Source organism: Pseudomonas sp. R4-15, from assembly GCF_055768815.1.
In genome coordinates, this window is sequence record NZ_CM147293.1 from 2,297,393 (window position 1) to 2,320,953 (window position 23,561).

Below are 23,561 nucleotides of genomic sequence, written 5' to 3' on the forward strand. Positions count from 1 at the left end.
CGCCGTCAGTGCGAATGCCTGGGCAGGCCACCCTCGCGGGCGATGACGTTCATGTACAGGGTGGCCGGCTCCAGGCAACCGCCGGTGGACAGTTGGCCCACCAGTTGCCGGTAGAGCTCCTGCCAGGGCGTTTGCGAGGGTGGGATGCTTGGCTGCCAGGCGGCGCGCCGGCGCTCGATTTCCTCCGCGTCCACCAGCAGATCGACGCGCCGCGCATTGAGGTCGACGCGTAGCCGGTCGCCGGTCTGCAGTAGCGCCAGGCCGCCGCCGACGGCGGCCTCCGGCGACATGTTGAGGATCGACGGGCTGGCCGACGTGCCGCTCTGACGACCGTCGCCCAGGCACGGCAGCGAGTCCACGCCGCGTTTGATCAGGGCCGCCGGAGGCGCCATGTTGACCACCTCGGCGCTGCCCGGATAACCGACGGTGCCCGCGCCGCGGATCACCAGGATGCAGCGTTCGTCGATCTCCAGGGCGGGATCGTCGATCCGCGCGTGATAGTCCTCCGGGCCCTCGAAGACGATGGCGCGGGCTTCGAAGGCATTTTCCTGGCCGGGTTCGCAGAGGTAGGTCTTGCGGAAGGCTTCGCCGACCACCGACATCTTCATGATCGCGCTTTCGAAGAAGTTGCCGCTGAGCACGATGAAGCCGGCACGCTGCTTGAGCGGCGTGGCGTAGGGCAGGATCACATCGGTATCGCTGCTCGCCGCGTCTTCCGCGATCTGCCCGATACGGCGTCCGCTGACGGTGGCGCAGTCGCCATGCAGGCGCCCGGCGCGTTGCAGTTCGTGGAGCACCGCCGGTACCCCGCCGGCGCGGTGGAAGCCTTCGCCGAGGTATTTGCCGGCGGGCATGCAGTTGACCAGCAGCGGCACGTCTTCGCCGATGCGTTGCCAATCCTCTAGCGAAAGCTCGATGCCCATGTGCCGGGCGATGGCGATCAGGTGTGGCGGGCAGTTGCTCGAGGCACCCAATGCGGAGGCGACGGCGATGGCGTTTTCGAAGGCCTCGCGGGTCATGATCGACGACGGACGGACGTCTTCGAGCACCAGCTCGCAGATGCGCCGGCCACTGGCGTAGGCCATCTGGCCGCGCTCGCGGTAGGGCGCAGGGATGCTCGCGCAACCGGGGAGCGACATGCCCAGCGCCTCGGCCAGGGCGTTCATCGACAGGGCGGTACCCATGGTGTTGCAATGGCCGACCGAGGGCGAGGCCGCGGCGGTCAGTTGCATGAAGCCTTCGTAGTCGATCTCGCCCGCCGCCAGCAGCTTGCGCGCATGCCAGATGATGGTGCCGGAACCGACCAGTTCGCCCTTGTGGTGGCCGTCGAGCATCGGCCCGCCGGAGAGCACGATGGCCGGCAGATCGGTGGTCGCCGCCGCCATCAGGCAGGCCGGGGTGGTCTTGTCGCAGCCGGTGGTCAGCACCACGCCATCGAGCGGATAGCCGTGGAGGATCTCCACCAGGCCCAGGTAGGCGAGGTTGCGATCCAGCGCCGCGGTGGGCCGTCGGCTCTGCTCGGCGATCGGGTGCACCGGGAATTCCATGGGAATCCCTCCCGCGTCGCGAATGCCGGCCTTGACCCGCTCGGCGAGCTCCAGGTGGTGACGGTTGCAGGGGGTGAGGTCGCTACCGGTCTGGGCAATGCCGATGATCGGTCGGCCGGACTGCAATTCGCCACGGGTCAGCCCGTAGTTCATGTAGCGCTCCACGTAGAGCGCAGTGAGGTCGGCATGGCTGGGATCGTCGAACCACTGCTGGCTGCGCAGACGGCGTTGCGAGGGCTGGCTCATGATGGGGCTGCTCTTGTCGTTGTTATGCGAGCCCACACGCTAGGCGCCTGGCGCGATGAACGCCAATGGCGTGTTCTCAAGCCTCGATAACCTGAGGTTATCGAGGCGTTGGCCTCAGCGGGGTAGCCATTCGGCGGGCGAACTGCCCAGCGCGGGCGGGGGAGAAAACCACTGGCTCGGCGTTTCCGACATCTTCAAGACCGGAGCCAATGTCTTCAGGTCGCCATAGCGGGTGTTTTCGATGACCCTCGAAAGACGCTCGAACTCCTCGTCTTCGAGACGGTTCGGGGCGTCCATGAAGTCTTCGAGCAGTCCCTGGCGCTGGAGGAACATCGCGGATTGGCACAGCGACACCTGGACACGGTAGCTGCCGCCCTCGCGGGCGCGTCGCGCCAGGGCCAGCATCGTCCCGAAACTGGCGAGAAACCCGGTCAGGAAGTCGCACATGAAGACCGGCGTGAGTTCTGGTCGGCCACGGCCCATCGCCTGACCTTGGGTATGGCAGATCCCGGTGACCGCCTGGGCGACCTGGTCCCAGCCCGCGCGTGATGCCAAGGGACCGCCGGAGCCGAAGCAGTTGACGCTCACGTGTATGAGGCCAGGACGCAACGCCGCCAGCCGCTCCGCGCCAAAGCCGTGTGCCGCCAGCCGTCCGGGGCGGTAGCCATCGATGAAGACGTCTGCCGAGCTGACCAATTGCTCCAGTTGGCGGGCCTGCTCGGGAACGTCCATGTCCAGGTAGCAACTGCGCTTGCCGTGGCTGGTGTCGCGCACGAAGGACTCCACCTGGGGCAGGCGTTCGGCCGTCACCATGAGCACGTCGGCGCCGTGTTCGGCCAAGCCCAGGCCGGCGGTCGGTCCGGCGAGTATGCGCGTGAGGTCCAGGACCCGGACGCCGGACAGGGGTTGGGCGCCGGGACCCAGCGGCTCGGCTGGGCTATCCGCGATCTTGCTGATTTCGACGACGGGGCGACTGGCCAGGTAGGCGCCGTGGGGATGCCGCAGCCAGGCTTCCGGCGTTCTGACCAGGCCCGCGCAGGCGTTGGCGCCGGCGATGGCGTCCTCCAGTTCGGCTGCCTTCCAGCGTGCGATGCCCGCGGCGATCGAGGCGACATCGCTCTGGCAGTCGATGACATCCAGCACGCGACGCTCCAGGTGCGCGAGATTGGTATGCGGCAACAGCCAGTTGCCGTCGCCCGCCTGCCAGGGCTGCGTCAGGGACACCATGTGCCTCATCGCGTCCGAGTAGGGAATGCCCTGGAACACGCCTTCGGCGTTGCGGCGTTGGGTCATGTCCCCGCCATACAGCGAGGTGGCCGCGGCGGCACGCACGTCGACCGCCAGCGTCTGCCGACGACCGTTGCGCAACTCCCACAGATCGTTGGCGGCGATGCCGCGGGCCGCCAGGGCGATGGCCGCGGTTTCGCCGATGCGAAAGGGCGAGGCGAAGAGCGGATCGCGGCCGGTGATGGCGACCTCGTCCACGCCGGGCGTGGGCAGGCCGCGAATCTTCATCAATTCCTCGAAGCCTGGCGTTGTCAGCAGCGGATGGGGCGCGCGAGCGCTCATCGTGCGGCCTCCCCGTTGACGTAGAGGCTTCCCGCCTGAGGCGCTTTGCTCTGGCTGAGCAGGGAGACGCCGATGCAGACGAGGAATGCCAGGGGCACGGTGACCAGCGCAGGTGGGTCGAGGGTGACGACCGGCGTGGCGAAGCCGAAGGTCTTCACCCAGACCGACGGGCCGAGAATGGTCAGCAGCAGTGACCCGAGCAGTCCGCAACTGCCGCCCCAGACGGCGCCGCGAGTGGTCAGGCGATCCCAGTAGATGGCCAGCAGCAGCACGGGAAAGGTGGACGAGCAGGAGACGGAAAACGCGAGGCTGATCAGGTAGGCGATGTTCTGGTTCTTGAAGGCCAGGCCCAGGATGATTGCCACGAGCCCCAGGGCGAGCACGGAGATGCGCATGACCCGCAGCTCTTTGCGCTCGTTCTGCGGCGTTCTTTCTATCAGGGCACCGTAGATGTCGTGGCTGACCGCGGAGGCACCGGAAATCGTCAGCCCCGCCACCACGGCAAGGATGGTGGCGAAGGCCACTGCCGAGAGAAAGCCGAAGAGCGGTTGCCCACCCAGGGCGAAGGCCAGGTGCAGCGCCGCCGTGTTGTTACCTCCGAGCAGCGCGCCGTTGCCGTCTGTGAACGAGGCATCCACCCGCAGCAGGTACAGCGCACCGAAACCCAGGATGAAAATCATCGCGTAGAAGGCGTTCATCACCAGGGTTGCCCAGAGCACCGAGCTGCACGCGGCTCTGGCGTCCGGCACGGTGAAGAAGCGCATCAGGATATGCGGCAGGCCGGCGGTACCCAGCATCAGCGCGATGCCCAGGGACAGGCCCGAGAGCGGGTCGCTCGGCAGGCGCGTGGGGCTCAGGATCGCGGCCCCGGCGGGGTGTACGCCGACTGCGGCATTCAGCAACTCGGTGAAGCTGAAATCGACCTCGTGCAATACCAGCAGGGTCATCGCCAGGCAGGCGGAGATCATCAGTACGGCCTTGATGATTTGCACCCAGGTCGTGGCCATCATGCCGCCGAAGGCGACGTAGAGGACCATCAGCACGCCGACCAGGATGATCGAGTAGACGTAGTCGATGCCGAACAGCAGTTGGATGAGCTGGCCCGCGCCGACCATCTGCGAGACCAGATAGAACAGCACGATGACCAGCGAGGCGAAGGCCGAGAACAGCCGAATGGAGCGACCTTCGAGGCGTGAGCAGACCACGTCGACGAAGGTGAACTTGCCCATGCGCCGCATCTTGCCGGCCATCAGGAAGACCACGATCGGCAATCCGGTCGTGTAGCCAATGGCATAGACCAGGCCATCGAATCCGCTGTTGAACACCAGCGCCGTCAAGCCGAGCAGGGCACCGGCGGACATGGCGTCCCCGGCAATCGCCAGGCCGTTCTGAAAGCCCGAGATATGCCCGCCGGCATTGTAGAAGTCACTGGCGTTACGGGTGCGCTGGGCGGCCCAATAGGTGATGCACAGGGTGATGGCGATGACGCCCAGGAACAGCGCGATGGAGGTGGCCGAGGTGCCCTGGCCGTTCATCGAACTGGCTAGCGCGGGTGCGCCGGGCAGCAGCGAGCAAAGAAACACGGCCAATTTACGCATCGCTCGGCTCCCTGCGGTTCGTCATGCAGACGTAGAGAACGGTCAGCAGCGTGCCGCAGACGATCACCAGCAGGCCGTAGACGAAGGGCGTCGTCGGCCGCTCGAGTGGGACTGCGGCAGGGGTGGAGCCATAGATGCAATACAGGATGAATGAAAAGAATACGGCAATCTGAATGCCGGCCAGGGTTAGCCCCAGTCCGAGGTTCTCGCCCTCTTCGGAGGTGCTGTTGAGTGTCTTCATGAACGTGCTCCGCGTAGGTGGCTACGGTGTTTTTCTCGCCCTGAACGTCTGCACCAGGCAGGCCATCTGGCGGAGCGTTCGCTGGTGCGAATATCAGTTATCTCAAGAGGTGATAGCGGACCCCGAGGGGCGGCAAAAACGGCTGCGAATCGACGTTTGGTCGCCTGCCGTGCGTGGCTGCGGCCTCATATGGGTGCACCAAGTACGCCCGCGCTGCGCTGTCTTGGAGCGCTTCTGTCGTTCGCCGTGGGGTATTCGCCACGCGTGGCGGGCTGCTGTCCTGGCGCGTCGCTTGCACGGATGCGGTAACTTCGATGAGGGCCAGGACGATGGACTCTGCCGATCTTCAGTTTTTCGCCACGGTTGCGCTGGCGGGCAGCATTTCCAAGGCTGCCGCGCATTTGGACACGGTGCAGTCCAACGTCACGCAACGCATTCGCCGCCTGGAAACCGAGCTGGGCGTGCCGCTGTTTCATCGCCATGGGCGAGGCGTGCGCCTGACCGCGGCGGGCACGCAACTGCTGCCCTACGCCAGGCAGATCGACCATATGCTCGATGAAGCCCGTCGCGTCATTCTCGACGAGGCCACGCCCAACGGAGCGCTACGCATCGGTTCGATGGAAACCACGGCTGCGTTGCGCTTGCCCGAGTTGTTGGTGGACTACAGCGGTGACTATCCCGCCGTGGACCTGTGCTTGCAGACGGGCACGACCCAGAGCCTGCTGGAGGACGTCATCGAGCGGCGCCTGGATGCGGCCTTCGTCGCCGGCCCGGTCGACCACGAGAGTCTCGTCAGCGAGAGGGTGTTTACCGAGGAACTGGTGATCGTGACCGCCCCCTGGCAGCGCCAGGTCGACGATCGCCCGGCCTGGTTGCCCAGTCACAAGCAGACGAAGATCGCGATCTTCCGCAACGGCTGTGCCTATCGCGAGCGCCTCGAGCTGCAGCTGATCCGCCACGGGGTGCAGGGAATCAAGCGCATGGAGCTGGGTACTTTGGACGGAATACTCGGTTGCGTGCAGGCTGGGCTCGCCATCACCTTGCTGCCCCGCGGCGTGGTCGAGCCGCTGGCGCTCGCGGGGAAGCTGTCCATGCATGCCCTGAGCGCCCGCGATGCGCTGGTCGAGACGGTCTTCGTGCGGCGTCGGGACGTCTTCGTCAGCAGCGCGCTGGCGTGCTTCCAGCGCAAGGCGCTGGAGCACATGAGCGTGAGCGCCGTCTCCGCGATGCACTGAGTCACAGGCAGGCGTCGAGCCGATGACGGCGATCACTCCCCGCACCCGCGCACGGGAGGGCACTCTCGCAGGTCCGCTGTGTCCCAATGGGCACGCTGGCCTGCTGCTCCGGGTCTGCCGGCAACTTTATGTCTGGAGGCTTGCGATGCCCCTTCGAACACTCTGCGTATCCCTCGCCGGGCTGCTGGCGATCGACGCGTGCGCCGGGCAGACGTTGCAGCCGCCGGGCAGCCGCTTCGATCTGTCGGACTGGAAACTGACCCTGCCGGATCGCCGCGCGAGCGAGGTGGCGGCGCCCGCGCTGGCGCGTTATGCGTCGGATTACTTCCACCTGGCCGAGGATGGTTCGATGGTATTCGTCGCGCCGGTCGGTGGCGGCACCACCGAGAACAGCCGTTTCCCGCGTAGCGAGTTGCGCGAGGTGCTCGACCCGCAGGATGACAAGCGTAACTGGAGCGGGAGCGGCCAGCATCGCTTGACGGCGACCTGCCAGGTCGTTCGCGCGCCGGCCGAGCAGAAAGTGATCGTCGGGCAGATCCACGGCTTCGACGCGCGCCCGCTGGTCAAGCTGCAGTGGGAAAAGGGCCGGGTGAAGGCGCTGATCAAGCGCGCGCCGGAAGGCGACAACGGCGACATCACCCATGTCTTCGCGGCGCGCGTCGACGACCGCCCGTTCAGTTATCGCATCGACGTCGACGATGGTCGTCTCGGCGTGGAGGTGGAGGGCGAGCGCATCGAGCACGACTTCTTCCAGGCATCGCCAGGCTGGCGCGACGTCGACTTCTACTACAAGGCTGGGGCCTACGTGCAGAGCCCGCAGAAGGCCAATGGTGAAAGCGCCGAGGTGCGCTTTACCCGCTTGCAGGTGACGCATGCGTCGGTCGCAGATGACTCCTGAGTAGCGTCACGGGTTTATCATCACCGGGCGTCATCATCTGCACAGGGACGGGAGGATTGGAATGGCCATGAAGCGTTTTCGCCGACTCTGTGGCTGTGTGATTGGCGTGTGGGTGACGTGCGCCGTTCAAGCCGAAACGCTGTTGAGCGGAGGGGCCAACTGGCCACCCTATACCTACGAAAATGCGCTGGGCGAGCCCAGCGGCATCTCCGTGGAAGTTTTCGAGCGGGCGATGGCTGAATTGGAACAGCCGGTAAAGTTGCTGTTCTACCCGGTCAATCGTTTGAACCGGCTGCTCGAACGGGGCGAACTGGACGTCAACTACGCAGACTCCCCGCAGTGGAATGCCCCTGAAGCCAGTCAGCAGTTCGTCTATAGCAATCCCTATCTGCATGTGCGTGAGTATCTCTACTTTCGGCCTGATTCCGCCATGCGCAACCTTCCGGTCGGAGCGCTGCGAGGCCTGCGTGTGGGCGCGGTGCGCGGGTATCGCTATCCGGCGCTGATCGATGCCTACCGGGACGGCACGCTCATCAAGGTGGAAACCTCGGAGGAAGATGCGCTGCTCGATTTGCTGCAATTGGGGCGGGTGGACGCCATCGCGATGTTCGAGGACGTCTATCGCAGCTTGACGGCGGCCCGGGGCTTACCGATTGACGCTTTCGCCCGGGGTGCGCAACTCAGCGATGCGCCGCTGGTGTTCAAGTTGCAACGGCGCTATGCGCAGGCGTTGCCCGAGCTCAACGCGATCCTCACGCAGATGGTGGAGAGCGGCGAAGTCGAACGGATTCGCAGCGACCACCTGCAACGCATGCCCAAGGCAGTGGGCACTCGCTGAGCAGAGCTTCCCGCGCGGGTAGCCTTACGTCCACCCGCGGCATGCGGGTGGGGAACAGCGGTTCAGGCCCTAGCTGCCTTCCGTAGGGTGACGCGATTCACTCCGCACGCCAGACCGGTAAATCAGCACCATTGCGCCAGCCGGGTAGCCGCTGAGGGCGTGTGCGCCGTTCGAGGGGATCAAGTGCCAGGCGTACTCTGCCAGCCGCCGCCGAGGGCGAGGAACAGGGCGATGCGTGCCATCGCCACCTGGGTTTGCGCGCCGGCCAGTTGCGCGCGGGCGTCGGTGTAGGTGCGGGTGGCCTGCAGGTCGGCGAGGAAGGATTCACGGCCGGCCTGGAAATAGCGGTGGGTCTGTTCGGCTGCACGCTGGGCGGAGGCTTCGGCTTCGACCAATGCATCGCGGCGCTCGATGGCCGCCTGGTACTGGGCCAGACGCGTCTGCGTCTCGCGCACCGCGTCGAGCACCACGCCGTCGAAGTGGGCCAGCGCGGCCTGGGCGCCGGCTTCGGCCTGGACGATGCGTTCGCGGGCGCCGTGTGCAGGCACCGTCCAGCTCAGCAGTGGGCCGAAGGCCCAGCGATTGGTGGACGGTTCGCCGAGGTCGTCGAGAATACCCACGCTACCGACGCTGGCGCCGATGGAAATGTCCGGGTAGAGCTCGCCGGTGGCTACGCCGACCCCGGCGGTGGCCGCGGCCAGGCGGCGTTCGGCCTGGCGCACGTCGGGGCGCCGGCGCAGCAGCGCGGCGCCATCGCCCACCGGCATCGGCTGGGCAATGTCCGGCAGCTGTGCGCAGTCGGCGGTGCCGCGGGGCAGGCTGGCCTGCGGCTTGGCCAGCAGCATCGCCAACTGCGCCAGGCCGGCCTCGCGCTCAGCGGTGTAGCGCGGCAGCTCGGCGCGCAGTGACTTGACCTGGGTCTGGCTGCGGGTGACCTGGGTTTCATCGCCGCGGCCGGCATCGCGCAGGCGCTGCACCAGTTCCATGCCCTGCTGTTGCAGGTCCAGCGAGCGCTGCGCGATTTGCCGTTCCTCGTTGGCGGCGCAGACCTGGGTATAGGCGCGGACGACCTCGGCGACCACGCTGATGCGCGCCAGGTCCGCCGCGGCGGCGCTCGCCTGGGCATTGGCCGCGGCGGCTTCGGCACCGCGTTGCAGCACGCCGAACAGATCGAACTGATAGGACGCTTTCAACGCCAGGCTGCCGATGTTGGCGACCGGGACCTTCTCGCTGAGCAGGAAGGCCTGGCCCGACTCCTGGACTCGTTCTGCCGCGATGTCCACGCCGCCGCCCCAGCCGCCGGCCGCTTCAGCCTCCTGCTGGCGCGCCGTCGCGCGGGCGAGGTTGGCGGCGGCCTCGCGCAGGTCGCTGTTGGCGCCCAGGGCGTCCTGCACCAGTTGGTCGAGGCGCGGGTCCTGGTACAGCCGCCACCAATCCGCGGGCAGCGGTTGCAGGGTCACGGGGGCATCGTCCTTGGCCAGTGGCCCCTGCAGGTCGCCGCGCGTGAGCGCTGCGGAGTCGGGCAGCCGGTAGTTCGGGCCGACACTCTGGCAGGCGGCGAGCAGCAGACCGAGGCCGAGGGGCAGCAGCGCCCGGGCGTTCATCGGCCGTCCTCGACGATCGAGACGGTAGCGGTGCGGCCGGCGATCATGTGCAGGTCCTCCGGCAGCCGGTCGAAGGCGATGCGCACCGGAATGCGCTGCGCCAGGCGCACCCAACTGAACGCCGGGTTGACGTTGGGCAGCAGGTTGGCGCTGCTGCTGCGGTCGCGGTCCTCGATGGCGGCGGCGAAGCTCTGCACGTGGCCGCGCAGGTGCTCGCTCTCGCCCATGATGCGGATATCCACCGGCTGGCCGACGCGAATGCCGGAGAGCTTGGTCTCCTCGAAGTAGCCGTCGACGTGGAAGGAGTTGCCGTCCACCACCGAGAGCACCGGCTGGCCGGCGCTGACGAACTCGTGCGCGCGGGGGGCGCGATCGTTGAGGTAGCCGTCGACCGGGCTGCGTACGGTGGCGCGCTGCAGGTCCAGGCGGGCGCGGTCCACGGCTACCTGGGCCTGGTCCAGCGCGGCCTGGGCGGAGGCTTCGCGGGCCTGGCTCTGCTCCAGTTGCTCGCGCGCGACGAGGTTGCCCAGGGTGCGGTTGCGCTGGGTCTCGCGGTGCGCCTGGTCGAAGGTCGCGCGGCGCTCGGCGAGGGTGGCCTGGGCTTGGCGCAGGGCCAGGCTGAAGCGCGCCGGGTCGATGACGAAGAGCACCTGCCCGCGACTGACCGCCTGGTTGTCCTTGACCTGCACCTGGTCGATCAGCCCGGAGACGTCCGGAGCGATCTGCAGCACGTCGGCACGCACGTGGCCGTCGCGGGTCCAGGGCGCGAACAGGTAGTAGAGCGTCATGCGCCAGACCACTACGGCGGCGAAGGCGACGACCAGCAGGGTGAGGACCACACGGCCCAGGGTGAGTATGGGTTTCTTCATGTCATCAGCGTTCGGTAGAGCGCGTCGACGGCCCCCAGCATGAGGGCGTACAGCGCGACGTTGAACAGCGCCCGGTGCCAGACCAGGCGATAGAAATGCACACGGGTGAGCAGGGCGTGTACCCCGAGGAAGAGCACGTAGGTGACCAACATCAATACCAGTAGCAGGGGCAGGAAGACGCCGCCGAGGTCCAGGTCTCCGATCACAGGGGGGCTCCGTCGATGCCGTGGGGAGGCTGCTCTTGTGCTTCACTCGCCTCGTGGGGGATTTCCACCCCCGGCAACAGGGCCAGGCGCAGGCCGGACAGCGCGTGCAGCAGGGCGGCCAGCGCCTGTGGCGCGCGGGCGGTCTCGCTGTGCAGCAGGGCGCGGCGGATGCGGTCCATGTCCATCAGCAGGCCGCGAGGCGGCGCCAGGCGTTCACCGGCTGCGAGGCAGGCGCGGTAGTGTGCGGCGACGTCCTCCACCAGCTTCTGCAGTTGTTGGCGCGGCGCGTCGTCCACCCGGGGTAGGTAGGCGAGCAGGTCCAGCAGGTTCAATGCCACGCGCAGCTCGCGCAGCACCATGCTGGAGTCCTGGCCGGTCTGCGCCAGGCGCGGCAGTTGCTGCATCAGGCGATCGAGCAGGCGCACCGCCATGCGCCGGTGTTCGTTGAGCGTACCCGGTTCGCCGAGCTCGGCGATGTCTTCCCAGCCGAAGCGGGTCAAGCGGCGCAACGCCAGCTCGCTGCCGAAGGGGCGCATCACCAGGGTCCAGAGGAAGGCGAACAGCAGGCCGATGGGGCCGGAGAAGTTGGCATTGAGGAAATTCTGGAAGTTGGCGTCGTAGGCGCTCTGGATGCTGATGAAGGACGCGGTGTTGACCAGCGTGAGCAGCGTGCCGAGGTAGAAACGCGGTTGCACGGTGAGCGTGCCGATGCAGATGAACGGAACGGCGAACGCCAGCACCAGCATTGGAAAGTCGTGCAGGTTGGGCAGCACCAGGAACAGGTAGAGGCTGGCGAACAGCACCGACAGGGTGGTCCAGAAGAAGAAGCGATAGATCTGCGGTGCCGGGTCGTCCATCGCGGCGAAGAAGCAGCAGGCCACCGTGGCGAGGATCACGCCACCACCGCCGTCGTCCCAGCCGAGCAGAATCCACAGCACGCTGGCGGTGGTGCTGGCGAGCATGGTCGAGAGCGCCGCGTAGGCCATCAGCCCGTGGTCATGGAAGGGCGACAGGCGCCCCAGGCGCCAATGACGGTAGACCGCGCGCCAGGAGAGCCGGCCATCTGCGCGCAGCACCTGCTGCAGGACGCGGCAGTCCTGCCAGAGGTCGAGCCATTCGGCGAGGCGATAGAGCGCGTGGGAGAACAGCAGTTGTTGGCGGTCGGCGAGTTGTTCGCCGTCCGGACGCAGGCGTTCGAGGGCGTTGCTGAGTTCGCGCCAGCGGGCTTCCGAGGCGTCCTGCGACGGTTCCTGCAGCCAGGCACAGGCGTCCTCGAGCAGCGGTTGCAGGCGTTCCATCAACGCCGGTGCGCGGCGTTGCAGTGCCCAGAGCGCGTCGTCCAGGGCGTCCACCACGGGGAGCAGATGGATCATGCGGCCACGCAGCTCCTTGGCGCTGCGCACCATCGCCGGGCGGGCGCCTTCGTGGGGGAGCTGGCCGATCATCGGCTCCAGGCCGTTGAACTGGGTGACCATCGCGGCGCGCAGCGAGGCCAGCTCTTCCGGCGTTGCATGGCGTCCGAGGTACAGCGCGCTGTAGCGCGCGGCGGCATCGAACCAACGGCCGCTGGCTTCGAGCATCACCGGCGCCAGGCGTCGGGGCCAGAACACCGCACCCACCACGGCGGCGCAGACGATGCCCAGGAGGATTTCTTCGCTGCGCGAGACCGCCACCTCGAAGACCCGCTCGGGCTGATCGAGGACCGGCAGCGCGATCAGCGGCATCGAATAGCTGGCCAGCATCAGTACGTAGTTATTGCTGGTGCGCAGGTGCATCGAGAGGAACAGCAGGGTGCCCGCCCACAGGCCGATCACTGCCGACAATAGCAGTGGCGCCTGCCCTAGCAGCGGCACGAAGAACACCGCTGCGGCGGCGCCCAGCAAGGTGCCGAGCACGCGGTAAAGGGCCTTGGAGCTGGTCGGTCCGACGAAGGGACTGGAGACGATGTACACCGTGGCCATCGCCCAGTAGGGCCGCGGCAACTGCATGAACAGCGCGAGGTACAGCGCCAGCATCGAGGCAGCGAAGGTGCGCACGCCGAAGAACCAGTCGCGCCAGGGAGGAACGCCCGAGAAGAAGCCTTCGAACATTACTTGCCCAGTCGACCGGGTGCGTCGGCGAATGCCTGCAGGACGCGTAGCGCGGCTTGCAGATCTTCTTGCGGAAGGTCCGCCAGCACCTGCCGGCGGAGCTCGCCGAGCTGTGCTTCGATGGAGGTCACCAGGGCGCGACCGCTCTCGGTGAGCCACAAGGTCTTGGCGCGCCGATCCGCGCTGTCCGCCTCGCGGCGCACGTAACCGAGGCTGCCGAGCTGGTCGAGCAGGCGTACCAGGGACGCGCATTCCACACCGACTTCATGGGCCAGGGTGACCTGCCGCGCACCGTCGCCCAGGCGCGCCAGGGCCAGCAGTGGCGCGGCGCAGGCTTCGCTGATGGCATGTCCGGCGAGGGCATCCTGGCAGGCCCGGCGCCAATGGCGCGAGGCCATGACCATACCGCTGCTCAGGCGTCGATGGAGAAGCTCGGAGTCCATGGGATTAAAGTTAGTAAACTTAAAAATAGGATGCTAACTATTAGGCTTGCGCGAACCCGGGAGGTCAACCCCGGCAACCGAATCGGCGACGAATACCCTGATGGGGGAGGGGGTGCCGGCTGACGCCTGGTCTGCGGCCACGCGCGATACGGTGTTCCAGCAGGAGCGGCATCCTTCGATGACCAAGAAGCCTCCAAAGCCCCATATTTCTTGAGGGGCAGCCATGGTTTTCTGCTTGAGATACTGGGTCGAGGCTCGCGTTGATCCAGTTCTACCCCGTCTCGCCGATGAACTGGCCGCTGCGCAGCAGCCAGCCGAGGATCAGCAGGTTCACCGCCATACTGGCCCAGAACAGCCTCTGAAAGCTGCGCTTCACGGTCTTGTGGCGAAACTGCCGCTGGGCCAGCAATCCACCCGGCCAGCCGCCGAGCAGATCGAAGAGATGCAGGGTGCTCTCCTTGACACGCCAGCCGCCGCGATTCGCCGCCGCCTTGTCCATGCCGTAGGCGAGGAAGGAGACCAGACTCAGGAACAGGTAGCCGCCGGCGACGGGCCGTGGCAACAGGCCGAGCGCGGCCAGCGCGACGATCCCGGCCAGCACCAGCAGAGCGAGGCCGCGCTGCGGCAGACGCGGCGCGGCTTCGCTCGGCCTGGCGGAGTCCCTGGTGTAGCGCACCTTCCGTGCCTGCGGACGCCCCTTGGCGTCCTGGCCTGGCTGGTAGCTGATCAGCGTGCCCCGGGCCGGCCGTTGCGCACCGCACGGGAAGGCGCTGACATGCACGAACAATCGTGGCCCGCCGCCCACCGGCACCACGTAGCCGAAGCCTCGCTCATCGTTCCATTGGCTGATTCGTCCTTCGACGCGCATCGCGCTTTCCTGTGCCGACTCCCTGAGGCGGGCAGCATAGAGAATCCCTGCGTAGGGGAAAACGCTGGCCTTGCAGGTCACGAATGAAAGCCGATGACCGATGCCACGCGCTGCAAGGCGCGCTTCAGCGTCGGCAGGTCGACGGAGCCCAGCGCCAGGCGGATTGCGTGAGGCACATGCGGGGAGGTGGAAAACGGTTCGGCCGTGGAGACGGAGATCTGCTCCTTCATCAACGCCATGGTGACCCGGTCGGCACGTGCGTCCTCGGCCAGCGGCAGCCACAGGAAATAGGACGAGGGGTGGCTCAGGTAGCGAAAGCCTTCGAGCAGCCGGGCGGCCAGTGCCTGCCGCGACTGCGCGTCCCGGCGCTTTTCCACTTCCAGCCTGGCCACCGTGCCGTCCTCCAGCCAGGCCGTGGTGATGGCCGTGAGGACACCCGGGGTATTCCAGGTGGTCGCGCGGATGGCGCGCTCCAGGTTTGCAATCAGCCGCGCCGGCGCTGCGACGAAGCCCACCCGCAAGCCTGTGGCGACGCTTTTCGAGAAACCGGATACGTACAGGGTGCGCTCCGGCGCCAACTGCGCGATCGGCGGCGGAGCCGCCTCGACCAGGTAGGCGTAGGCGGCATCCTCGATGATCGTCAGGTCGTGCTTTCGGGCGATGGATACCAGGCGTTCCCGCTCGCTCGTCGGCATGACCCAGCCGAGCGGGTTGTGCAGGGTCGGCATGCTGTAGATCGCGCGAACGGGGCGGCTCCTGCAGAGGCGTTCCAGGGCGCTGAGGTCGGGGCCATGTGCCGATGAGGGCAGGGCGACGACCTCGAGGTGCAGGGTTTCGGCGAGCACCTTGAAGCCTGGATAGGTCAAGGCATCGGCAGCAATGACGTCGCCGGGCTTCAACAGTCCCATCAGCGTTACCGCGAGGCCGTGCTGGGCGCCATTCACCAGCAACACGCAGGCGGGCTCGATGAATAGCCCGCGCTCCTGCAGGTGGGCCGCCACCGTCGCGCGCTCATGCAGGCGGCCGCCATGGGGTTGATAGCGCAGCAGGGATTCCAGATCGCCGGACAGCGCCAGTTGCCGGAGCGCCGTGCGCAGCAGTTCGGCCTGTCCGGGGAGGGCGGGGTAGTTGAAGTTGAGGTCGATCATGCCGGCGGCGACCTGTGGCTGGTCGATGCCATGACCCTGGGGCAGGAATGTCTCTCGGACGAAGGTCCCTCGCCCGGTTTCCCCGCTGACAAGGCCCATTTGCTCTAGCTCTGCGTAGATGCGGCTGGCGGTCACCAAGGCAACGCCTTCCCTTTTCGCCAGCTCGCGGTGGGTGGGCAGGCGAGTACCGGGGGACAGCGTGCCGGCGCGGATGTCCGCCGCCAGGGCGTCAACGAGGGTTTTGTAGCGCGAGCGAGGCATGGGAAATATATCCAGTACAATTTTTTGATTGTATTGATTCGTGGATCGTACGCTTCTGCCGTCTCCGTAGCGAGGTACGAACCATGAGTGACGCGCTCGACTTATCCGGCCAGGCCCATGACAGGCATCTCGGTGGCTGGATCAATGGGCTCCTCGGCGTGCTGATCTTCAGCGGCTCGCTGCCGGCCACCCGCGTTGCGGTGATGGCGTTCGAGCCGCTCTTCCTGACGGCCGCACGCGCAACCATCGCCGGGCTACTGGGCCTGACGCTGCTCCTGGCATTCAAGGCGAAGCGCCCGATACCCGGGCAGGTCGTCTCGCTGGCCATGGTCGCGCTGGGCGTGGTCATCGGCTTTCCGCTGCTGACGGCGATGGCCTTGCAATACGTAACCTCCGCCCACTCCATCGTCTTCCTGGGGCTGTTGCCTCTGGTCACCGCGAGCTTTGCGGTACTGCGTGGCGGGGAGCGTCCGCGCCCGGCCTTCTGGCTGTTTTCCGCCTTGGGCAGCGTGCTGGTCGTCGGCTTCGCCGTCTCTCAGGGGTTGACGGCCTCGCCCGAGGGGGATGTGCTGATGTTGCTTGCGATCCTGGCGTGTGGGTTGGGTTATGCCGAAGGCGCCCGGCTTTCGAAAGTGCTGGGCGGCTGGCAGGTGATCTCCTGGGCGCTGGTGCTTTCGTTGCCGGCAATGGCCGCGCTGGCGCTGTACGAGAGGCCGACGAGCTTCGCGAACGTCCCGGCAGCGGCCTGGCTCAGCCTGGCATACGTCTCCGTGTTCAGCATGCTGATCGGCTTCGTGTTCTGGTATCGCGGCCTGGCGCAGGGCGGCATTGCCGCGGTGGGGCAACTGCAGTTGCTACAGCCTTTCTTCGGGCTGCTGCTGGCCGCGACCTTGCTGCATGAACGTGTGAGCCTCGGCATGCTGGGGGTGACGGTCGCGGTGATTCTTTGTGTGGCTGGCGCGAAGCGCTTCTCGAACTAGCGCGCGTTGGCCTCGCGAAGATGATCGGGCAGGCGCTCCGCGTGGATAAGCGAAAGCCCCGCTGGCAGGTGTCTGCCAGCGGGGCTTTTTCAGGTGGAATCAGCGAGCGTCGGTTCAGCCGCGAATGTTGTAGATATCCTTCTCGTTGCTTTCCGCGTAGTCGTACAGACGCTGCAGGTAGACCTTCTGCTGGTCCCAGACCTTCTTCGCGGTCGGGTCGGCGTTGGCCGAGTTTTCGACCACTTCGGCAGCCACTTCCTTCAAGCGCACCAGCACGTCGTCGGGCAGACGGCGAACGTCCACGCCCTCGGCCTTGAGTTGCTCCATGGCCTCCATGTTCTTGGCGTTGTAGTCGTCGAGCATGTCGCTGTTGATGGCGCGGGCGGCGCCACGCACGATGGCCTGCAAGTCCGGTGGCAGGGTTTCCCAGGCCTTGAGGTTGATGTCGAGTTCGAACTGCACGTTCGGCTCCTGCCAACCCGGGGTGTAGTAGTACTTGGCGGCCTTGTGCAGGCCCAGTGCCAGGTCGTTGTACGGGCCGATCCACTCGGTGGCGTCGATGGCGCCGGTTTGCAGGGCGGTGAAGATCTCGCCCGCCGGCATGTTCACCACGGTGCCGCCCATCTTGGTCAGCACTTCGCCGCCCAGGCCGGGGGTGCGCATCTTCAGGCCCTTGAAGTCGTCGACCGAAGTGATTTCCTTGTTGAACCAGCCGGCGGTCTGTACGCCGGTGCTGCCGCAGGCCATCGGCAGCACGCCGAACGGCTTGTACACCTCTTCCCAGAGCTTCATGCCGCCACCGTAGTGCAGCCAGGCGTTCATCTCCTGGGCATTCGGGCCGAAGGGCAGGGCGCAGAAGAACTGGGCGGCCGGAACCTTGCCTTTCCAGTAGTAGGGCGCGCCATGGCCCATTTCGGCGGTGCCACGGGAGACCGCGTCGAAGACCTCCAGAGCGGGTACCAGCTCGCCGGCGGCGTAGATCTTGACCTTCAGCCGGCCGTTGCTCATCTCGTCGACCAGCTTGGCGAAGTTCTCCGCGCCGACACCGACGCCGGGGAAGTTCTTCGGCCAGGAGGTGACCATCTTCCAGGTGAAGGTCTGTGCCTGCTCGCTCTCCTTGGCGGAGGCGGCCTTGTCGGTCTCCTGCTTGCAACCGGCCAGTGCGGTGGCTGCAAGGCCGACCCCTGCTGCTGCGATGATGTCGCGACGTTTCATGTGACGCTCCTAATTGTTGTTATTGGGCTGACCGCGGGATCGCCGAGGGCAAACCGGGTGTACGTAACATAGGGGGAAGACGCTCTTGAGCCTAGCGCCTACGACTAAAGTTGCATGTGGATTGTCGCAACGGCAACCGGTTGCCTAGAATCCTCCTGTGCAAGCCATGCATTGCGCGGCTCTGCGACGCAGATCTTGCGATAGCTGCCTCGCGTTCATTTCTCATAACGATAAGAAAAACACCCACTATGTCCGATAAGCCCCCCCTTCCTCTCGTTATCTCATCGTTGATCGATAGCCTCAACGCCGGATTCGGCAAGGCCTGCGCCTGGCTGACCGTATTCCTGGTGTTGGGCACGGCGGTGGTCGTGGTCTTGCGCTATGGCTTCGGCATCGGCGCCACGGCGTTGCAGGAGGCCGTGCTCTACGCTCACGCCCTGGTGTTCATGGGCGCGGCGGCCTGGACGCTGCAGCGCAATGGCCACGTGCGCGTCGATATCTTCTTCCAGAATTTCAGCGGTCGCCGGCAGGCGCTGGTGGAGATACTCGGCAATATCCTCTTCCTGCTACCGGTGTGCCTGTTCCTGGGCTGGGCCAGCTGGGACTATGTCAGCAACTCCTGGGCGACGCTGGAGGCGTCCAGCGAGTCGGGAGGCCTGAAGTTCGTCTACCTGCAGAAGAGCATCATCCTGGTGCTGGTGGTCAGCCTGGTGCTGCAGGGGCTCTCCAACCTGATCAAGGCGCTCTACGTCATCACCGGCCGGCTGCCCGCCCCGGAGGTGAAGCATGGCTGAGTTCATGTCGATCCTGCTGTTCATCGGCGTCTGCGTGGCCTTGATGGCCGGCTATCCGGTGGCCTTCACGCTGGCCGGGGTTTCCCTGTTGTTCGCCGGCTTCGGTGTGCTCACCGACACCTTCGATGCGACCTACCTCAGCGCGCTGCCCAACCGCCTGTTCGGCATCATGAACAACCAGACCATGCTGGCCGTGCCGCTGTTCGTGTTCATGGGGGTGATGCTGGAGCGCTCGCGGGTGGCCGAGGACCTGCTCGAATCCATGGCGCGCCTGTTCGGCACGCTGCGTGGGGGCTTGGCCATCTCCGTGTGCGTGGTCGGTGCCTTGCTCGCTGCCTCTACCGGTATCGTCGGCGCCACCGTTGTGACCATGGGCCTGCTGGCGCTGCCGACCATGCTGCGGCGCGGCTACGACCCTGCCGTCTCGACGGGTACCCTGGCGGCTACCGGTACGCTGGGGCAGATCATCCCGCCATCGATCGTGCTGGTGTTGCTGGGCGACGTGATGTCCAGCGCCTATCAGCAAGCGCAGCTGCGCATGGGTATCTTCTCGCCGAAGACCGTGTCCGTTGGCGACCTGTTCGTCGGAGCCTTGCTGCCCGGTCTGCTGCTGGTAGGTCTGTACATCGGCTATCTGATCCTGGTCGCGATCTTCCAGCCGAAGAAGCTGCCGGCGCTGTCCAAGGAAGAGCTGGGGGATGTGGAGTGGGGCCGCCTGTTCAAAGCGCTGGTGCCTCCGATGATCCTCATCGGCGCGGTGCTTGGCTCGATTCTCGCCGGCTACGCCACGCCCACCGAGGCGGCAGCGCTCGGTGCGGTCGGCGCCATGCTGCTGGCGCTGAGCAAGGGCAAACTGAACCTCACGCAGCTCAGGGAAGTGGCCTACGGCACCACCGAGATCAGCGCCATGGTGTTCCTGATCCTGATCGGCGCCTCGCTGTTCTCCCTGGTCTTCCGCGGTTTCGGCGGCGAGGTACTGATCGAGGACGTCTTCGCCCAGCTCCCGGGCGGCGTGCTCGGCGCCTTCTTCGTGGTCATGCTGGTGATCTTCCTGCTCGGCTTCATCCTCGACTTCATCGAGATCACCTTCGTGGTGGTGCCGATCGTAGGGCCGGTGCTGCTGGCCATGGGGCTGGACCCGATCTGGCTCGGCGTGATGATCGCCCTGAACCTGCAGACTTCCTTCCTCACCCCGCCGTTTGGCTTCGCGCTGTTCTACCTGCGCGGCGTCACCCCGCCGAGCATCGCCACCAGCACCATCTACCGCGGCGTGGTGCCGTTCATCCTGATTCAGCTGATGCTGCTGGTGATCGCCTATGTCTTCCCCGGACTGATCACCTGGCTGCCGGAGCAGGTCTACGGTAACTGAGGCTGAGCGCATTACACCGAACGCCCGTCCCCGTGACGGGCGTTCGTGTTTTCGAAGGGATAACGAGTGGATGGCACTGCACCGATTGCCGGAGCATGCCCCGCACCCGCGTGAAACCTGACCCTCGCCGGTATGGCACAGGTCCGGGTCTGACCAGCGGTGGAACTGTCGCGGCGCCCTGTGACTCGCAGAGGAAAGGTCACAGGGAGCCCTCATGAGCCAGTTGAATCTCGCCCTCGCCATCATGGGCGCCGTTGCGGTCATCGCGGCGCTGCTGTCGGCTGCGCTCAAGCGCAACCCGATATCCGACGCGTCCATCGCCGTACTGATTGGCGTTGCGGTCGGGCCCTTCGGCATGGATTGGCTGGATCTTTCGCGCTGGGGCGAGCCGCTGGCAATCCTCGAGCAGGCGGCACGGTTGACGCTGGCCATCGGCCTGATGGGGGTCGCGCTGCGCTTGAAGCGCGAGGCACTTCGTCCCCTGCTGCGCCCGATCACCCTGTTACTGACACTCGGCATGCTCGGCATGTGGCTGGTGTCGTCATTACTGGCCGGCGGGCTATTGGGTCTGTCGTTGTGGGCGGCCTTGCTCCTAGGCGCCATCGTCACGCCAACCGACCCGGTGGTCTCCAGTTCCATCGTCACCGGGCAGTTCGCCAAACGACACCTGCCGTTGCGCGTGCGAGACACCCTGTCGGCCGAATCCGGCAGCAACGATGGCCTTGCCTACGTCTTTGTCATGCTACCGCTGCTGATGCTCGGTCATGCCAGCGAACCGGTTTTGCAACGCTGGCTGGTCGACGCGGTATTGATCGGCATTCTCGGCGCCACCGCCGTCGGCGCCTGCGTCGGTTTTGCCGCAGCCCGGCTACTCACCTTCGCCGAACGCCACCGGTGGGTCGCCGACGCCTCCCTGCTCGGTTACAGCGTCGCTTTTTCCCTGCTCACGCTAGGGCTGGCGAAGCTGGTGGGAACCGACGGTGTACTCGCAGTCTTCGTCGCAGGGCTGACGTTCAATCTGTGCAGTGAGCGTCGCGAGGAACGTGAGGAGGAAAACGTCCAGGAGGCCGTGGCCAAGCTGTTCACGCTGCCGATGTTCGTCATTTTCGGGATCGCGCTGCCCCTGGACCAATGGGCAGCGCTGGGCTGGCCGCTCGCCGGTTTCGTCCTGCTGACCCTGCTATTGCGCCGCCCTCTGGTGGTAGCGCTGCTAGCGCCCACCTGGCGTTCGAACCTTAACCGACGCGACAGCGCCTTTCTGGGCTGGTTTGGACCGGTGGGGATCGCCGCCATCTATTACGCCGCCTTCGCACATGGCCATCTGCACGATCCGCGCTACTGGCACGCCGCCAGCGCGGTGATCTTCGCCTCGATCATGCTCCACGGCATCACCGCCGCCCCGTTGACGCGGCGCTATGCCCGTCAACCGGGTCGGACGCCGGTCGCCACCGAACATCTGGCCGATGACGGCTGAGGCGATCACTGAAGCCGCTAGCGGAGTGAGTCTCCTGGGCGAGGCAGTGGGGCGCGGAGCGTCCTGGGAGCATGGGCAGCATCGAGGCCAGCGCTTAGAATGGTGCAACGCTGTCCCGTGAATCACGACGTTTATGATGCCTGTCTCCCCCGGTGCGGGCGTGATCGACACGATCCGCCGCACCGCCTCCCAGCGAGGCTATACGCTCGACACTTTCCAACTCACCGCGCTCGATCAATTGGCACGTATGGCCGATGGGCTGCTTGAGCCGCGCCGCCGCGAGATGCCTCGCAGTTTGTACCTCTGGGGGCCGGTGGGGCGCGGTAAGAGTTTCCTTCTCGATGGCTTCTTCGATGCCATCCCGTTGCCGCAGAAGCGTCGGGTGCATTTCCACGCGTTCTTCCGGGAGCTGCATCGGCAGGTGTTCACCCATGGCGATCGCGACAATGCGATGGACGCTGCGTTGAAGCAGATGCTGGGCGATTGCCGGCTGCTTTGCTTCGATGAGTTTCACCTGCATGACATTGGCGATGCCATGCTCATCAGTCGCCTGTTCAAAGCCCTCTTCGCGAGTGGCGTGGTGCTACTCAGCAGCTCGAATTACCCGCCCGCGAAACTGCTGCCCAATCCTCTTTATCACGAGCGTTTCCTGCCCACCATCGCGTTGATCGAAGAACACATGGACGTCCTGTCCCTCGCCGGGACGGTCGATTATCGAACACTGGAGAACACCGAGCCTGACCCGTTCCAGAGGGGCTGCTACCTGTTCCCCGGTAGCGATAGCCAGCGGCAGGCGCTAGGTTTACCATCGCGGCCCGCGGGCAGTCAGGAGCTTCGGGTTGGCCACCGCCTGCTGCGGGTGCTCCGTGAGGATGGGCCGATGCTGCAGGTTTCCTTCCAGCAGATTTGCGAAGGGCCAACCGCGACCATGGACTACCTGGACCTGGCGGCCGACCACGACCGTTGGATTCTTGAGGGGCTACCCCGGCTTTCCAACGCCTCGCCCGCCGCGCAGCAGCGTTTCGTCAACCTCGTCGACGTTCTCTACGATCAGCGTTGCCAACTCTTCGTGCTCAGTAGATTTTCCCTAGAGGATGCGTTGAGCGGGTCGGACATGGGGGATATTTCCCGTACTCGAAGCCGATTGTCACAGCTTCGACGGATTCAGTAGGCCGTCAGACGATGTTCCCCATGGATTTACCTTCGGTCTGAAGTGGGCGAATACACGCGTTGACGCTCGTCAGAAGAGTAGAAGGGTTCATGCTGGACGCGATGAGCGCTGAATGCCGCTCATGGCCTGGAGTTTTCAACAATAAGTCTGTCCCTTTTATACGAGCGCTGAGCATGGGCAGGGGTGATGTGGTTCTTCTCGTCGGTCGTGATAATTGGCAGAAGGATGAAGCTTTGAATCTGGCACTGCTGAGCCGGCTGAGACGCAGTGGTGTCGAGGTCATGTGGGAAGATCCCGCTGCCGAGGTCATTTACTGCTTGAGGCGTATCGAGAAAAGGCTCGGTTTTGTCTCGGGTGACCTGCGAAGGTTCAACCTCCGAGTAGTGCAGTTCTTCTATGGGTTATTGAATCCCTCTTACTTTTTTTATCTCCACAAAAGGAGAGAAAGAAAAGATAGTTCGGTATCGGCTCGATGCGAGTCATTGAAGAAGATCATTCTCAGACGCGGTGTCGCGGCGCGGACGATCATTCTTTCCAGGTCTTCAGGAGGCCGTGTCTCATCCTTGATTGCGGATCAGTTGGGGATCAAGCATGTGGTCTGCCTAGGCTATCCCTTTGAGCATCCGGAACATGGCGATGAACCTGAGCGTTATGCTCACTTGGCGACCCTGAAAACGCCAATGCTGATAATTCAAGGTACTCACGATGAATACGGCGGACTGGGAATAGAGCAAAAGTATGCGTTGGCTGAAAAGGTAGAGGTCTACTTCTTCGAGACTAACCATAATTTCGATATTTCAGAGACTATGGCCGGTGAACTCGTGGCGCTGATCGAGCGTGTGACTGGGTTGGCTAAGAAAGCACGCTAAAAGGGTGTGTGGGACGGCTGCCCAACCG

At 65.4% G+C, this 23,561-nt stretch carries 21 protein-coding genes; 9 read left to right on the forward strand and 12 right to left on the reverse strand.

Features of this window, described 5'->3' with window-relative positions; all coding sequences use genetic code 11:
* Nucleotides 1–5: 5 nt before the first annotated feature.
* The 4 genes from ACYRGX_RS10940 to ACYRGX_RS10955 all read right to left on the reverse strand — a co-directional run bounded on the left by ACYRGX_RS10940 (nt 6) and on the right by ACYRGX_RS10955 (nt 5,201).
* Nucleotides 6–1,793 (reverse strand): IlvD/Edd family dehydratase, encoded by a 1,788-nt coding sequence (locus ACYRGX_RS10940; protein WP_473056586.1) that lies wholly within the window; start codon nt 1,791–1,793, stop codon nt 6–8.
* Between the two features lie 114 nt (nt 1,794–1,907).
* Entirely contained in the window at nt 1,908–3,362 is a 1,455-nt protein-coding gene (locus ACYRGX_RS10945; protein ID WP_473056587.1) for a CoA transferase, read from the reverse strand.
* Nucleotides 3,359–4,960, reverse strand: a complete 1,602-nt coding sequence (locus ACYRGX_RS10950; protein ID WP_473056588.1) for a sodium:solute symporter family transporter — start codon at nt 4,958–4,960, stop codon at nt 3,359–3,361. The genes ACYRGX_RS10945 and ACYRGX_RS10950 overlap by 4 nt, the downstream gene beginning before the upstream one ends.
* Nucleotides 4,953–5,201, reverse strand: a complete 249-nt coding sequence (locus ACYRGX_RS10955) for a hypothetical protein (protein ID WP_473056589.1) — start codon at nt 5,199–5,201, stop codon at nt 4,953–4,955. The genes ACYRGX_RS10950 and ACYRGX_RS10955 overlap by 8 nt, the downstream gene beginning before the upstream one ends.
* A 329-nt stretch (nt 5,202–5,530) precedes the next feature.
* Between ACYRGX_RS10955 and ACYRGX_RS10960 the strand changes: the two genes are divergently transcribed.
* The 3 genes from ACYRGX_RS10960 (at nt 5,531) to ACYRGX_RS10970 (ending at nt 8,172) form a co-directional block, all read left to right on the forward strand.
* A complete protein-coding gene (locus ACYRGX_RS10960; RefSeq protein WP_473056590.1) occupies nt 5,531–6,436 on the forward strand; it encodes a LysR family transcriptional regulator in 906 nt (301 codons plus the stop codon).
* Between the two features lie 145 nt (nt 6,437–6,581).
* Complete coding sequence (locus ACYRGX_RS10965; protein ID WP_473056591.1) at nt 6,582–7,334, forward strand: polysaccharide lyase family 7 protein; 753 nt, start codon at nt 6,582–6,584, stop codon at nt 7,332–7,334.
* Between the two features lie 61 nt (nt 7,335–7,395).
* Complete coding sequence (locus ACYRGX_RS10970; RefSeq protein WP_473056592.1) at nt 7,396–8,172, forward strand: substrate-binding periplasmic protein; 777 nt, start codon at nt 7,396–7,398, stop codon at nt 8,170–8,172.
* A 179-nt stretch (nt 8,173–8,351) separates the two neighbouring features.
* On the opposite strand, the gene ACYRGX_RS10975 is transcribed toward ACYRGX_RS10970, so the two are convergent.
* The 7 genes from ACYRGX_RS10975 to ACYRGX_RS11005 form a co-directional block, all read right to left on the reverse strand.
* Nucleotides 8,352–9,776 carry an efflux transporter outer membrane subunit gene (locus ACYRGX_RS10975; protein ID WP_473056593.1) on the reverse strand — a complete coding sequence of 475 codons (1,425 nt, stop codon included), beginning with the start codon at nt 9,774–9,776 and terminating at the stop codon, nt 8,352–8,354.
* Nucleotides 9,773–10,645: an efflux RND transporter periplasmic adaptor subunit gene (locus tag ACYRGX_RS10980; RefSeq protein ID WP_473056594.1), complete on the reverse strand. Its 873-nt coding sequence runs from the start codon at nt 10,643–10,645 to the stop codon at nt 9,773–9,775. The genes ACYRGX_RS10975 and ACYRGX_RS10980 overlap by 4 nt, the downstream gene beginning before the upstream one ends.
* Nucleotides 10,642–10,851 carry a DUF1656 domain-containing protein gene (locus ACYRGX_RS10985; RefSeq protein ID WP_473056595.1) on the reverse strand — a complete coding sequence of 70 codons (210 nt, stop codon included), beginning with the start codon at nt 10,849–10,851 and terminating at the stop codon, nt 10,642–10,644. Before ACYRGX_RS10985 ends, ACYRGX_RS10980 begins: the two co-directional genes overlap by 4 nt.
* Entirely contained in the window at nt 10,848–12,941 is a 2,094-nt protein-coding gene (locus ACYRGX_RS10990; RefSeq protein WP_473056596.1) for an FUSC family protein, read from the reverse strand. The genes ACYRGX_RS10985 and ACYRGX_RS10990 overlap by 4 nt, the downstream gene beginning before the upstream one ends.
* A complete protein-coding gene (locus tag ACYRGX_RS10995) occupies nt 12,941–13,384 on the reverse strand; it encodes a MarR family winged helix-turn-helix transcriptional regulator (RefSeq protein ID WP_473056597.1) in 444 nt (147 codons plus the stop codon). The genes ACYRGX_RS10990 and ACYRGX_RS10995 overlap by 1 nt, the downstream gene beginning before the upstream one ends.
* A gap of 271 nt (nt 13,385–13,655) precedes the next feature.
* The gene (locus tag ACYRGX_RS11000) at nt 13,656–14,252 is read right to left on the reverse strand and encodes a DUF1294 domain-containing protein (protein WP_473052528.1); all 597 of its coding nucleotides are present in this window, start codon (nt 14,250–14,252) and stop codon (nt 13,656–13,658) included.
* A gap of 77 nt (nt 14,253–14,329) precedes the next feature.
* Nucleotides 14,330–15,661, reverse strand: a complete 1,332-nt coding sequence (locus ACYRGX_RS11005; protein WP_473052529.1) for an aminotransferase-like domain-containing protein — start codon at nt 15,659–15,661, stop codon at nt 14,330–14,332.
* Between the two features lie 83 nt (nt 15,662–15,744).
* Between ACYRGX_RS11005 and ACYRGX_RS11010 the strand changes: the two genes are divergently transcribed.
* Entirely contained in the window at nt 15,745–16,641 is an 897-nt protein-coding gene (locus tag ACYRGX_RS11010; RefSeq protein WP_473052530.1) for a DMT family transporter, read from the forward strand.
* Nucleotides 16,642–16,755: 114 nt separating this feature from the next.
* Here ACYRGX_RS11010 and ACYRGX_RS11015 read toward each other — a convergent pair whose 3' ends face one another.
* Nucleotides 16,756–17,856, reverse strand: coding sequence for a TRAP transporter substrate-binding protein (locus tag ACYRGX_RS11015; protein ID WP_473052531.1), 1,101 nt, complete (start codon nt 17,854–17,856; stop codon nt 16,756–16,758).
* A 248-nt stretch (nt 17,857–18,104) separates the two neighbouring features.
* Between ACYRGX_RS11015 and ACYRGX_RS11020 the strand changes: the two genes are divergently transcribed.
* The 5 genes from ACYRGX_RS11020 (at nt 18,105) to ACYRGX_RS11040 (ending at nt 23,533) form a co-directional block, all read left to right on the forward strand.
* Nucleotides 18,105–18,650: a TRAP transporter small permease subunit gene (locus ACYRGX_RS11020; protein ID WP_473052532.1), complete on the forward strand. Its 546-nt coding sequence runs from the start codon at nt 18,105–18,107 to the stop codon at nt 18,648–18,650.
* Entirely contained in the window at nt 18,643–20,019 is a 1,377-nt protein-coding gene (locus ACYRGX_RS11025; protein WP_473052533.1) for a TRAP transporter large permease, read from the forward strand. The genes ACYRGX_RS11020 and ACYRGX_RS11025 overlap by 8 nt, the downstream gene beginning before the upstream one ends.
* A gap of 214 nt (nt 20,020–20,233) precedes the next feature.
* The gene (locus ACYRGX_RS11030; RefSeq protein WP_473052534.1) at nt 20,234–21,493 is read left to right on the forward strand and encodes a cation:proton antiporter domain-containing protein; all 1,260 of its coding nucleotides are present in this window, start codon (nt 20,234–20,236) and stop codon (nt 21,491–21,493) included.
* Nucleotides 21,494–21,653: 160 nt separating this feature from the next.
* Nucleotides 21,654–22,664, forward strand: coding sequence for a cell division protein ZapE (gene zapE, locus ACYRGX_RS11035; protein ID WP_473052535.1), 1,011 nt, complete (start codon nt 21,654–21,656; stop codon nt 22,662–22,664).
* 89 nt (nt 22,665–22,753) lie between these two features.
* Nucleotides 22,754–23,533, forward strand: coding sequence for an alpha/beta family hydrolase (locus ACYRGX_RS11040; RefSeq protein WP_473052536.1), 780 nt, complete (start codon nt 22,754–22,756; stop codon nt 23,531–23,533).
* Nucleotides 23,534–23,561: the final 28 nt, after the last annotated feature.

Excerpts from the sequence above, each read along its gene's own strand:
- ACYRGX_RS10940 (WP_473056586.1), bottom strand. The coding sequence starts at position 1,793 with ATGAGCCAGCCCTCGCAACGCCGTCTGCGCAGCCAGCAGTGGTTCGAC.
- ACYRGX_RS10945 (WP_473056587.1), bottom strand. The coding sequence starts at position 3,362 with ATGAGCGCTCGCGCGCCCCATCCGCTGCTGACAACGCCAGGCTTCGAG.
- ACYRGX_RS10950 (WP_473056588.1), bottom strand. The coding sequence starts at position 4,960 with ATGCGTAAATTGGCCGTGTTTCTTTGCTCGCTGCTGCCCGGCGCACCC.
- ACYRGX_RS10955 (WP_473056589.1), bottom strand. The coding sequence starts at position 5,201 with ATGAAGACACTCAACAGCACCTCCGAAGAGGGCGAGAACCTCGGACTG.
- ACYRGX_RS10960 (WP_473056590.1), top strand. The coding sequence starts at position 5,531 with ATGGACTCTGCCGATCTTCAGTTTTTCGCCACGGTTGCGCTGGCGGGC.
- ACYRGX_RS10965 (WP_473056591.1), top strand. The coding sequence starts at position 6,582 with ATGCCCCTTCGAACACTCTGCGTATCCCTCGCCGGGCTGCTGGCGATC.
- ACYRGX_RS10970 (WP_473056592.1), top strand. The coding sequence starts at position 7,396 with ATGGCCATGAAGCGTTTTCGCCGACTCTGTGGCTGTGTGATTGGCGTG.
- ACYRGX_RS10975 (WP_473056593.1), bottom strand. The coding sequence starts at position 9,776 with ATGAACGCCCGGGCGCTGCTGCCCCTCGGCCTCGGTCTGCTGCTCGCC.
- ACYRGX_RS10980 (WP_473056594.1), bottom strand. The coding sequence starts at position 10,645 with ATGAAGAAACCCATACTCACCCTGGGCCGTGTGGTCCTCACCCTGCTG.
- ACYRGX_RS10990 (WP_473056596.1), bottom strand. The coding sequence starts at position 12,941 with ATGTTCGAAGGCTTCTTCTCGGGCGTTCCTCCCTGGCGCGACTGGTTC.
- ACYRGX_RS10995 (WP_473056597.1), bottom strand. The coding sequence starts at position 13,384 with ATGGACTCCGAGCTTCTCCATCGACGCCTGAGCAGCGGTATGGTCATG.
- ACYRGX_RS11000 (WP_473052528.1), bottom strand. The coding sequence starts at position 14,252 with ATGCGCGTCGAAGGACGAATCAGCCAATGGAACGATGAGCGAGGCTTC.
- ACYRGX_RS11005 (WP_473052529.1), bottom strand. The coding sequence starts at position 15,661 with ATGCCTCGCTCGCGCTACAAAACCCTCGTTGACGCCCTGGCGGCGGAC.
- ACYRGX_RS11010 (WP_473052530.1), top strand. The coding sequence starts at position 15,745 with ATGAGTGACGCGCTCGACTTATCCGGCCAGGCCCATGACAGGCATCTC.
- ACYRGX_RS11015 (WP_473052531.1), bottom strand. The coding sequence starts at position 17,856 with ATGAAACGTCGCGACATCATCGCAGCAGCAGGGGTCGGCCTTGCAGCC.
- ACYRGX_RS11020 (WP_473052532.1), top strand. The coding sequence starts at position 18,105 with ATGTCCGATAAGCCCCCCCTTCCTCTCGTTATCTCATCGTTGATCGAT.
- ACYRGX_RS11025 (WP_473052533.1), top strand. The coding sequence starts at position 18,643 with ATGGCTGAGTTCATGTCGATCCTGCTGTTCATCGGCGTCTGCGTGGCC.
- ACYRGX_RS11030 (WP_473052534.1), top strand. The coding sequence starts at position 20,234 with ATGAGCCAGTTGAATCTCGCCCTCGCCATCATGGGCGCCGTTGCGGTC.
- ACYRGX_RS11040 (WP_473052536.1), top strand. The coding sequence starts at position 22,754 with ATGCTGGACGCGATGAGCGCTGAATGCCGCTCATGGCCTGGAGTTTTC.